The organism is Nocardia sp. NPDC004260, assembly GCF_053603155.1.
In genome coordinates this window covers 1-10524 of record NZ_JBSGEZ010000132.1, presented here as the reverse complement: position 1 = coordinate 10524, position 10524 = coordinate 1, and the positions used below count along the sequence as shown (strand labels likewise).

Here is a 10524-nt window from a genome sequence, read left to right as displayed (position 1 = left end):
CATCAAAACACCCAGCAACCAGAAGCCATCCAAACCCCCCGGGCCACGACCCCGCCGAACAGGATAAAAACCCAGCTCAGAGGTTAAAACTCAAGTTAGGGGTCGCCGTAGTATCGGCCGAATTTCGGGCGGATATGGCGTGAACGGCTGGTAGAGAAGGATTTTCGCGTTCGGTGTGCGGGGTGGCGTGGTTGGTGCTTTGGCTTGGCTGCCGAGGAGGGTTTGATCGGCGTGCTGGAGGTCGGGGTTCGTGGCGACGAGGGTGTTCGCGGACGAGGAGTTGGAGCGTCTACGGGGGGTTCCCGCAGATCAGCCGGGAGGAGTTGTTCCGGTTTTTCACGCTGTCCCCGGTGGATCTGGCGTTCTCGGAGACCTCGCGACGCAGTGCCTTCAACTCCTCGGACTCCGAAACCGACACCGGATCCCGGTCGGCGGCCGGTCGTTCGGACTTCTCGACCCAGTTCCGCAGCGTCGCCGGCTTGATATCCAGCAACGCGCCCACATGCCGTCGCGCCGTGGCCATCGACTCGCGGTGCTCGCGGATCCGGTCCTCATACATCCGAACCGCCCGAGCACGGGTCTCCTCGTCGAACTTCCGTGGTGCACCCAAGAATGCAGTCTCCCTTGCAAAAACGGGAGTCTCCAACCAACCCAGGACGGTTCATTACAGTTGTCGAATGCCGACCTACCGGCCCGCCGACTGAAGGGTCTCCACCGATGACACCCTCTGTGTCAACCTCATGTGTTGAATCAGGCCGCTGTGGCGGTGTTCAGGTGTGGTTGCGCCGCGTGGTGGAGGGCCGGGTCGTAGGGTGTTCGGTTCTGCCAGCATGCCCAGATGACGCGGACCCAGGCGCGGGCCAGGACGCGGATGGCGTGGGGGTGGTCCTTGCCCGAAGCGCGAGCGCGGCGGTAGACCTGGGCGGCCCAGGGACTCGCGTGGCGGGAGTTGTCGGCGAAGGTGGTGATCGCCACTCGCAGGCGCTTGTTGCAGGCCCATCGGAACACCACGGCGCGGTGTTTGCCGGAGGCTTTGGTCACCGGCACCAAACCGGCGAGCGCGGAGACGGCTTCTGGGCTGGCGAACGCGGCTCGGGCGTCGCCCCATTCGGCGAGGATCTGGGCGGCGTTCACGGTCCCGGCGCGCGGGAACGAGGCGAAGATCTCTCCGTCGGGGTGTTCGGCCAGATGCGCAGCGATCGACCGGTCCAGGTCCTTGATCGCGGTGCCCAGCGCGGTCAGCACGGTGACGTGGGCCAGAACCGCGTCACGCAGGGCTTCGGTGAGCGCGGGACCGGTGGACCCGGCCGGTGCCGAGCGCAGCCGCTCCAGCAGGGCTTGGGGGCTGCGGCGCCCGCAGTAGCCGTGTTTGGCGCAGAACGCCGTCATCCGCTTGAGCCCCAAGGTCGTGGCGGCGGCCGGGGTCGGGTGGCGAGTCAGAAACGCCAGGCTGATCGGGCTGGTCACGTCGGCGACGATTTCCTTCGCGCCGGGCCAATGCGCGTCCAGCAGAGCCGCGAGCTGGTTGCCGGCAGCCACCCGCGCGTCAACGAGGTCGGTGCGGGTGCGCGAGACGGTGCGCAACGCCTTGGTGTCGTCGCTGAACGGTATCGCCGGACGCAAGCGAGCGGCTTTGAGCCGCAGGTATTCCGCGATCACCAGGGCGTCTCCGGCATCGGACTTGGCTCCGGAGACAACTTCGCCTTCGCGCCAGGTTTTGATCGCGTTCGGTTTGACCGGCACCACCGGATGCCCCGCCTCCAGCAGGGCATCGACCAAGCGGCCATCGGGGCGTTCGATCGCGATCGGCACCCCGGCGGGGTCGGCCCCCAGACCAGCCAGGCGCGCGGCGAGCTTCGCGAACCCGGCCGCGGTGTGGGCGATCATGAACGCCGCGACCTTCTTGCCTGCCGTGTCGAGCACGCACACCGCGTGCTCGCGTGTGGCCCAGTCGATCCCGACGAAAAACGCCGCTTCTTCCAGCACCAATCCCATCACCTTCACTTCCACCGAGACCCCGGCAGGAACGTGACGGGCATGGGACCGGTCCCCGAATGGTCACTCACCGGCGCTACCGGCGGCATCCCTCTGTTGTCGGTCAACCGATCCCGAGGAACCGGGGGCGGCAAGTGTCATCGAGGCCCTCGAAGGGCTACCACTACGGGCCGTCACCCCGGCTCCCATCCCTACCACACACACCGGATCGGTGTCTGCAAGAACAGAGGTACAGGAGTGACCGCAGCGCCCACAGTGCAGCCTTCGACCGAACCTTTAGACGCAATGCTGCGACGGATGATAGCCCAGTTCAGCGATGTACCCGTTATGTCAATCGACCGGATGGGAACAGGTTTCGCCAACGACGTTTTCCGGGTGGTACTCGCCGACAAGACGCGGCTCGCGCTACGCGTGCTCCGCAACCAAACCCGGGCGGGCGTGGCACGGGAGATCGAACTCCGCCGGGCCCTGCGGGCTCATGGGCTACACACTCCGCTTCCGTTGCGTCTGATCACGGGCCACGTCGTGGGCGATGAGGGAGACCTCGCGTTCACCATCGACGAGTACGTGGCAGGAACCTCCACATGCGACATGTCCGACGCCCTGGCCAAAGACTTCGGGCGGACTTTGGCGCAATTCCACCATGCCACTGCTAATCTCACGCTGGACCACCACGACGCCTTGCATCCAGAAGTCCTGTCCGAGGAACTCGACAACCTTGCGCCCGACGACCGCGTCGAATTCGACGGTCTGTTGGCGGGCACCTCGGGGCTATTCACGACAGGCCTTCCCACCGCCAACATCCACGGCGACCTTCACCTGGGCAATGTCCACGTGGCCGACGACCGGATAACCACGATCTTCGACCTCGAAACGGCGGAGCACAACATCCGGCTGCTGGATATCGCCCAGTCCGCGCTCAGCATCGCGGAAGCCGAAGGCGGCGATCCGCTTCAGGCTGGGAACCTGGTGCTCGCCGGCTACACCGAGATCGCGCCAGTCGCGGCGGCGGAACGGATCGCGCTACCACTCGCTCTCCGCTATACGGCTGTGGTCAACGCCGCGTGGTTCCGCGTCCGGGGCCTCCCCCGCGCGCAGGTCCACCTAGGTTGGGCGAGGGCGATCGGGGGTCGGGACTGGTGAGGCTCGCCTAATTAGGGGTGCCGGTAAGAATCGGGGTCGCCGTAGTATCGGCCGAATTTCGGGCGGATATGGCGTAGCTGCTGGTCAGTGGGTGCGGGAAGCGGCGGGGCCGATGAGGCTGGTCAGTTCGCGCATGGCCTGGGGTGAGGGTTTGAAGTAGCGGCGTAGATTCTCGGCCTTGCGGTGCCGTGACTTGGCCATCAGCTCGAGCAAGCTTGCGCCGGATTCGCCGAGGTGGGTGAGCCCGGAGTGCCGGAGTTCGTGGAGGTCCCAGCCGGTGCCGGGCTCACCGGTGGCGGCGTCGAGTAGGTCGCGGGCTTGGTCGTAGGACAGGCGCGCGAGGCCTGTGTCAGGGCACAGGTCGCGGTCGGCGAGGTACTTCCCGGGTCCGGGACGGCGGTGGGTCACGAACACCGGTCCACGAGTCCGGCCACGGATCAGCCGGGGAAGGAGCCGGGCGGTGCCGGCGTCCCAGTACACGGTTTCCAGGACGTGTTCGTGGTGGGCGGCACCGCGGCGGCGGGTGCGGGGTTTGGCGCCCTTGGACTTGACCCGGGCGCACCGGCTTGCCAGGTCGAGGTCTTCGATGTTGAGCTGGAGCAGTTCCTCTGCGCGAGCGCAGGTTTCATACAGCATCCGCCAGAGCGTCTTCTCCCGCAGATGGACCTCGCGGCGGGAGATGAGCCGGTCGATCGCGGTCCGCGATCGGACCGGTGTCTCCGAGTCCGGCGGGGTCGATCGGGCGGCCGATGCCGGGACCTTCGGGGCGTCCCAGCCTTGCTCGCGGCACCAGGACAGCCACTTCGTGACCGCGGCGCGGCGCGCGTTCCAGGTATTGACCGCCGCTTGACCCCAGAGGGATTCCAGGGCCGCGCCGATCTCGTCGTCGGAGACCGAGCCCAAGGTCCGACTGGGGCCGGGACTGCGGCCGTCGAGCTGGTCGACGGTCTTGACGACCGCGATGCTGTACGCGCGGCGGGTGTTGCCGGGCTTGAGGGTGTCCAGGAACGCCTCGGCGGATCCGCGCAGGGTGCGGGGTGCGGCGGTGTGGATCCGGGTCACGGTCGCCGCCATCGGCCCACCTCTCCGTGCTTGCCCCGGATAACGGGGGTGCTTCGCGTCGCCGTCGCGGTGGGATCGCCGCAGGCCGGATCCCATTTTACCCCGGGATAACAGGCCGCTATCCGGGGTAAAGAGATCGCTTGGGCAACGCTGTCGAACGACGATATTCGGCAATAGCGTGTGTTCGGGCTCGTGCTCTGATTCGGGGGCCCGTGCCGGTTCAGCCATGCCTGACGAGTACGCATTCGTCCAGATCAGCAGCAGCCTGATAGAGAGTGGCGTACTCGGCCAGCAACTCGATGAGGCAGTCGAGGTCCCACGGTGCCTTGTAGACACCGGCCGCTTCCATGGCATCGGCGTCGAACAATCGTGGAGCGATCTCTCGCATGTTCTCCACATAGACAGCCGCGGTGCGCGCTGTGGCCGGTCGAACAAACCGGAGCGGACTCCCCTGTACCGCAGTCGCACCCGAAACAAAAGGCTCCGCTCCGAACACCACGATCTCGGCCAACCCGCTCGGATTCCGTCCTTCCTGCTTCCGGCGGTTGGGCGCAAGCAACCAGTACACGGCGTCCCACGCCCGCGTGGAGAAGGTCCGGTCCAGGATGCCGGGCCGCTCCCTCACGATCCGACGAGCGACCGGGGCCAGCTCCAGCCAGATCGGATCATCCCAATACGGCGAATTCGCGACATCCTCGGTGGCCAAGCTGCCGAAGAACTGGATTGCCTCCTCGGCGGCCTCGCGATCCCACATCGCACGTGCCAACAGCGGTTCGTAAGGAATTGCCTGGTATTCAGCATCGAGGCCCATCCTCATATCGTAGGAATCGGAGCACTGGGGTCGGGGTCAGAATAGGGTGTCGCGGACCCGCAACGGCCGGTAGCCGGTAGGCCCAAGCTGGGCAAGCTCGGCATCGATGTCGACCTCGATGGCGCCGAAGAAATTGATGTTCTCGCTGTGCGCCGGGCTGATATGTGCCAGTACATCGTCGTCGATCCGGCGTCCGGCCCGGCGCATCTGGTCCACGGCGAGCCCGTAATACTCGGTGGTCCAGGCGATGACCGCGTTGGTGGCAAGAGTGAGGCACCAGGCTTGCTCGGTTTGGTCGTCGAGCTGGCGGGCGCGGATCGTGCCCTCGTGCGCGTAGAGCAGGTCGCGGCGCAGCGCGTGCAGGGATTCGCCCTTGTTGAGCTGGCGGGAGATCTTGCGCCGATAGTCCGGATCAGACAGGTAGCGGGCGGTTCTGTGGAATCTGAAATGTCAAGTTCATGCCGATTTGCCCGTGTTCACCGAGACGATCGGCAGTAGGGTGACGGTCGTCGGCGCGCCGATTTCCCGCGGCGTCGCGCCGGTTGGTGTGGGAACGTCGACCAGTCGCTCGAGAAGGTGGTCGAGCGCGGTCTGTCCGTCGTCGACGGCGGCGCGTTCGTCGTCGGTGAGCGGGACGCTGGCCAGCATCCGTTGCAGGTTCTCCTTGGCCTCCAGCAGTTGACCCTTGCTGGAGTTCTTCGGGGTGTAGAAGTCGCAACGGGCGCAAGCCATTCGGTGTGGGCACTGCTCGAAGAAGCTGTAGGTGCAGTAGCCGTGTCCCAGGTCGTAGTACTGCCATGGCTCGCCGCTGGCGGCCTCGCCGGAAGTGACGGCGTCGCGGTCGACGAGGACCTCGATCGTGCGGACGTTGCGGGCAAAATAGCCGGCGTCGTCATAGGCCCTGGCCAGGATGTTCGGGGTGATCTTGGCGTAGTGCTGAGTCGATGCCGGAGATGAATGGCCGAGCCAGGCTTGCAGCTCGAACAGCGTCATCGGCTCCTTGGCGTTGTAGAGCTGTGTCGCGATGGTGGATCGAGCCCGGTGGCTGGTGATATTGCCGCGAACATCGGCGGTCGGCACGCCTGCCTTGCGGCAGAGCGCCGGGATGATCGCCGTGTTGATGTAGGCCTTGCCCACGTGACGGGCGCGGAAGGCGAACAGGAAATCGGCGTGCTCGCCGGTCTTGCGGTCCAGCATCTTCGGCTGCTCGGGCCGGACGGCCTCCCATGCCTCGATCGCTTGTCCGAGCAGCGGATCGACCGGCTTGGTGAAGGCAGTGCCGGTTTTGTGCGTCGGAATGTTCAACAGACACACGGCATCTCGCGCAAGGACCTCGTCGGTGTCACCGGGTATCGGCATCCCATCGTGCTGCCAGCGGATGCAGCCGACCCGTAGCCGGGCGATCTCATCGCTGCGCTGGCCAGCGAACAGCCAGGTCAGGGTGATCGCGCGGACGAGTTCGATCGGATAGCAGGGGCGATTCGTGACCGCCGGGAGATCGTCGGGCTCGACGTTGAGACCTGCCCACAACAGTTTCGCCCACACATCATCGGCGATCACGCGCGGATTCGGGCCGATCACCGACAAAACGCTGCGCGGAGTCGCCAGTGCCGAGGTCGGATCGAACCGGCGCGGTATCCACTCCCATTCCTGCAGGTCCCGGAAGACGGTCCTGGTCGCGGTGAGATAGACCGCTTTGGTACGTGGACTCAGCGGTTTGCCGGACTGTTTGGAGAGCCCGAACGTGCGCTGGATGTAGTCGCCGACGAGCATGCGGTCCACGGACGCGACCCAGGCCGCGCAGGTCTGGCGCGTCCACTGGCCGGGCTCGACGATCTCGGGGTGCTCGTCGGCGAGCCAACGTCCTGCCTTGGCCATGGCCCCGCGGAAGATGCCGCGAACCTTCGGGGTGAGAGTGGATGTCGCGTACCAGCGTTCGATCCAGTCCGCCCACTGCTGGTGCGTGCCCTCGATCATCGGCATCGACCCGTGTTTGGCCATCGACGGAGGTGCGCAATGCCCCAGTGCGGCCACTGCGCGCTGGATGCCGTGCAGCGTGCCGATCTGCCAGCGGGCCAAAGCCGGGTGGGTCAGGAGCTGCTCGAACGCTTCGGTGGTGAGGTCTTCCAGTCGTGGGCTCCGGTTGAGCAGCAGCGCAAGGCAGACCACAGCGCTGAACCGATCGTCGTGTGGTGAGCCGACGCGGTATCCCCACATGTTGAGGATCTCGGCGAGCCGCCCCACAACGTCCTGCACGGTGTCCTTACCGAAAGTGCGCCATGCCAGCGGCTGCTTGTCGGCGCGGCCGAGGAGGTGGAAGCTGGTGAATCCGGTCAGCAGGTAGGCGTAGGCGGTGAGGTAGGGGCGGATGGTGCCGTCGACCCAGCCAGGCCAGGATCGCTCGAAATCCCTTGCGCCGGTACCGATCAGCCGCACCCAGTCCTGCTCCGACCATCCCCAGAACGCCATGCCGTTCTCGGCGCTGCGTATCAGGATCAGCCCGATGGCATCGGTGATCGCGCGCTGGTAATACCGGGAATCCGGGCACCACATCGCGGCGCGAGCGTCGTCGAGAGGCCGCAGCAACCGCGTGATTACGTGCCATTGGGGTGCGTCAGGGTCGTAGCCGCGGCGGCGGCGCACGTTCGTGCCCAGCTGGACCAGCGCGGCGCGCTCGGCGGGGCTGAGGTCGGGACGACGGTCGTAGCAGACGGTATCGACAGGCCATGTCCAGGTTCGTGTTGCGGCCGGCCTGTTGGCAGCCGCTGAAGATCGCGGGCTCACCGCGCCGCCGCTTCCATAGACGGCTGGCCCAGGCGGGTGAGCATCTGCACACGCCAGCCGTGGATCTGATCCATGCCCTTGTTGAGCTTGTCGGCGAGGTCGCGGCCGGACAGATGGATGTAGGTGAGTGTCGACTCGGTGCTGCGATGACCAGCAAAAGTGGCGATAGCGTGCAGTTCCCAGCCCATCCCGGCCAGATCGGTCAAGCACAGATGCCGAGTCGTGTGCGTCGAGAACCGCGGCAGATCGGCGTCGAGCGCGAGTCTGCGGATGACCTTCGACCACGTCCACAGCGTCAGCGGTTGTGCGCGATTGCGGCGGGATTCGGACAGGAACAGCGGGCCGCGGGCCCGGCTGATCGTCGCCCGGTGTGCGAGATATCCCGACAGCAGCACACCGGTCGGTGCCGAATACGGCACCACCCGCTCCAGCCGGTTCTTCGTCGTTTCCGCCCGCACCCGCAGCGTCCGCCGCCCCGGGTCGAGATCGTCGGTGCGCAGCGAGCACAGCTCCTCACGCCGCAGCGCCGCGTCATAGGCCAGGGCGAGCATCACCCGATTGCGGATCGGCTCCCCGGCGGCGACCTCCAGCAGCGTCAACCACTGCTGCTCGGTCGGAATCCACGGCAGCTTCGTCATTCGCGGAACCAGGCCACGCTGATGTCCACCGCGTCGGCCGCGCGGGGTATAATGGCCTCTCCCAACGGGATTGGACTCCCGCAGTCCCTCCTCCATCAGGAAGTCGTAGAACAGCCGAACGGGAACGATCCGCTGCTGAATCGTGGCATTGGCCAGCCCGGATCCCGAGTCGATCGACACGATGTTCACGCCGCGATGACTCGGCCGCTCGGTAAGCTCACGCACATACGCGGCGATATGCGCCCGGTTCGCGGCGACCGGATCGACCCCTGCCCGATCGCACATGAGCAGGTATTCGGCCAATCCGCGGGCGTAGGCGTCGATCGTGCGGGGTGCTCGCCCGAGATCAGTCCACACCTGCAACCATTCGGCCGCTCGATCGTGCCGCCCGAAGACCGGCCACTTGTCCAGCACCACAGTGCCGTTGCCCAATCCCATCTCCCTAGTTCGTGGCTGCTGCCGTGGGGAGATGACCTCTGCCCCACGGTCAGATTCCACGTAACTAATACGTAGATGGTGCGGCGCAGGGCCCCGTACTCCTTGAGTGCGGTGGCGAGGGTGTTCTGCCGCCCGGACGCGGACAGTTTGCCGACCAGCAGTGACGCGGTGGCGTGTCCGAACTTCAGCGACCCGGCCAACCGGAGCAGGTCGTCCCAGTGCTCGTCGATCAGCTCGAGATTGGCCCGCCGCGTCATCAACGGTCCGGCGTGCGGGAACCGGGCTTCGGCGTCCCGGCGGGTGCCGGGCCGGTACAGGGTGATCTTTCCCAGGTCCCGGATCCGGGGCGAGAGCTGCATGCCGAGCAGGTCGAACAGCCCGAAGTTGACCAGGGTCACGCCGTGGGTGTCGGTTGCGTGTTCGGTGATCGGCAGATCCGTGGCGTTGCCGAGGATTTCGTCCAGCACGTAGTGTGCTTCGCGTTTGGTGGCGACGATGATCTTCGTGCCGTAGGTGGCGTGTTGATCGGTGACGTGGGTGTAGGTCGACAGCACCCGGCCGCCGTGGATGACCATCCCCCGCGCCGAGGTCGACTTGCCGCGCACCGGGAACCGCTGCCCGTCGCTCGAGGACAGTGTGCCCGCACCGAACACTGTGGTCAGCGGAAGCCGCTGGTGGTAGTCGATGATCGCGAGGTTGGCCGCGCGCAGGGTCCCTTCCCGTACATACCATTCCGCTGTCCACGCGAGGATGTCGTAGGAGATGCCGCAGGCCTCCGCCATCCGGGTCAACCCCAGGTTCGTCGAGTGGGCCAGCAGCACCGCGATGAGATTGCGTTTCAGCTCCGGGGTGCGGGTCTGTTTGCCCGAGGCGTGGGTGAAGCAGTCCAAGTAGCCGGTGCGTTTGTCCAACTCGATCAGCAGCGACACGATCGGCGCGAACGGCAGCATCTCGGTCAGCTCGGCCTTGAGCGAAACCGCCTCAGCGGGAACGTCTTCGGCGGTCAGCGGCGAGATCACCAGATCCCCGGTCTCGTCCACACGCACCGGCCCGTCACCATCGGATATCACCTCCCCCAGCTCGCCATCTCGGTCAGCTCGGCCTTGAGCGAAACCGCCTCAGCGGGAACGTCTTCGGCGGTCAGCGGCGAGATCACCAGATCCCCGGTCTCGTCCACACGCACCGGCCCGTCACCATCGGATATCACCTCCCCCAGCTCGCCGACTGCCTCGTGCAGCTCATCAATCACCGCGGCCAGGGCTTCGCCGGGATCGGCGGGTTTGCCGACCAGGCGGCAGAACTCGGCCCGCTGCGGCGTCCATTGCCCGGCGGTGAGCAGATAGGCGGCCGGGTCCGCGTAGCGGCGCGAGCCCGGCACGTACACGTCCCCGCTGCGCAAACCGTCCCGCAGCCCCAGCAGCACGCACAACTCCCAGTAGTGCCGATATGCGGTGGCGCTGCCCGATTTCCGGGCCTCCTCGAGGTAGCCGCGCCACTTGGTCGGGACGAACCCGGCCGGCGCTTCGTCGAATACCTTGCGGCGGCCGGTCGCGTTCAACTCGCGCAGCATGTCCACCGCGAGCAGTAGCTCCGTGGCCGCGGTGCCGCCGGCGAACCGCACCGCCGAGAGCACCGCAGGAGTGAACTGCCGCA

Annotated in this window: 6 protein-coding genes and 4 pseudogenes; 1 reads left to right on the top strand and 9 read right to left on the bottom strand. The window is 66.3% G+C overall.

Features of this window, described 5'->3' with window-relative positions; genetic code table 11:
- Window positions 1-430: 430 nt before the first annotated feature.
- Together ACWEO7_RS36740 and ACWEO7_RS36735 are read right to left on the bottom strand one after the other, a co-directional pair.
- Window positions 431-559, bottom strand: a pseudogene (locus ACWEO7_RS36740) (IS3 family transposase); the annotation flags it as partial.
- Between the two features lie 191 nt (window positions 560-750).
- Window positions 751-1995, bottom strand: a complete 1245-nt coding sequence (locus ACWEO7_RS36735) for an IS110 family transposase (RefSeq protein ID WP_452430153.1) — start codon at window positions 1993-1995, stop codon at window positions 751-753.
- A gap of 237 nt (window positions 1996-2232) precedes the next feature.
- Between ACWEO7_RS36735 and ACWEO7_RS36730 the strand changes: the two genes are divergently transcribed.
- A complete protein-coding gene (locus ACWEO7_RS36730; RefSeq protein WP_452430151.1) occupies window positions 2233-3138 on the top strand; it encodes a phosphotransferase enzyme family protein in 906 nt (301 codons plus the stop codon).
- 84 nt (window positions 3139-3222) lie between these two features.
- Here the strand turns inward: ACWEO7_RS36730 and ACWEO7_RS36725 are convergent, their stop codons facing one another.
- From ACWEO7_RS36725 to ACWEO7_RS36695, 7 genes and pseudogenes are all read right to left on the bottom strand, one after another.
- Complete coding sequence (locus tag ACWEO7_RS36725; RefSeq protein ID WP_452430150.1) at window positions 3223-4212, bottom strand: tyrosine-type recombinase/integrase; 990 nt, start codon at window positions 4210-4212, stop codon at window positions 3223-3225.
- 208 nt (window positions 4213-4420) lie between these two features.
- On the bottom strand, window positions 4421-5011 hold the full coding sequence (locus ACWEO7_RS36720) for a DUF1877 family protein (protein WP_452430148.1): 591 nt from the start codon (window positions 5009-5011) through the stop codon (window positions 4421-4423).
- A 36-nt stretch (window positions 5012-5047) separates the two neighbouring features.
- Window positions 5048-5440, bottom strand: a pseudogene (locus tag ACWEO7_RS36715) (Tn3 family transposase); the annotation flags it as partial.
- A gap of 27 nt (window positions 5441-5467) precedes the next feature.
- Window positions 5468-7597: a tyrosine-type recombinase/integrase gene (locus ACWEO7_RS36710; RefSeq protein WP_452430146.1), complete on the bottom strand. Its 2130-nt coding sequence runs from the start codon at window positions 7595-7597 to the stop codon at window positions 5468-5470.
- A gap of 194 nt (window positions 7598-7791) precedes the next feature.
- Complete coding sequence (locus ACWEO7_RS36705) at window positions 7792-8658, bottom strand: tyrosine-type recombinase/integrase (RefSeq protein WP_452430144.1); 867 nt, start codon at window positions 8656-8658, stop codon at window positions 7792-7794.
- Between the two features lie 284 nt (window positions 8659-8942).
- Window positions 8943-9833 (bottom strand): annotated as a pseudogene (locus ACWEO7_RS36700) (Tn3 family transposase); the annotation flags it as partial.
- Between the two features lie 146 nt (window positions 9834-9979).
- Window positions 9980-10524 (bottom strand): annotated as a pseudogene (locus ACWEO7_RS36695) (Tn3 family transposase); the annotation flags it as partial.

What these genes read in the sequence shown, in the direction of transcription:
- ACWEO7_RS36735 (WP_452430153.1), bottom strand. Translation starts at nt 1,995, where the DNA reads ATGGGATTGGTGCTGGAAGAAGCGGCGTTTTTCGTCGGGATCGACTGG.
- ACWEO7_RS36725 (WP_452430150.1), bottom strand. Translation starts at nt 4,212, where the DNA reads ATGGCGGCGACCGTGACCCGGATCCACACCGCCGCACCCCGCACCCTG.
- ACWEO7_RS36720 (WP_452430148.1), bottom strand. Translation starts at nt 5,011, where the DNA reads ATGGGCCTCGATGCTGAATACCAGGCAATTCCTTACGAACCGCTGTTG.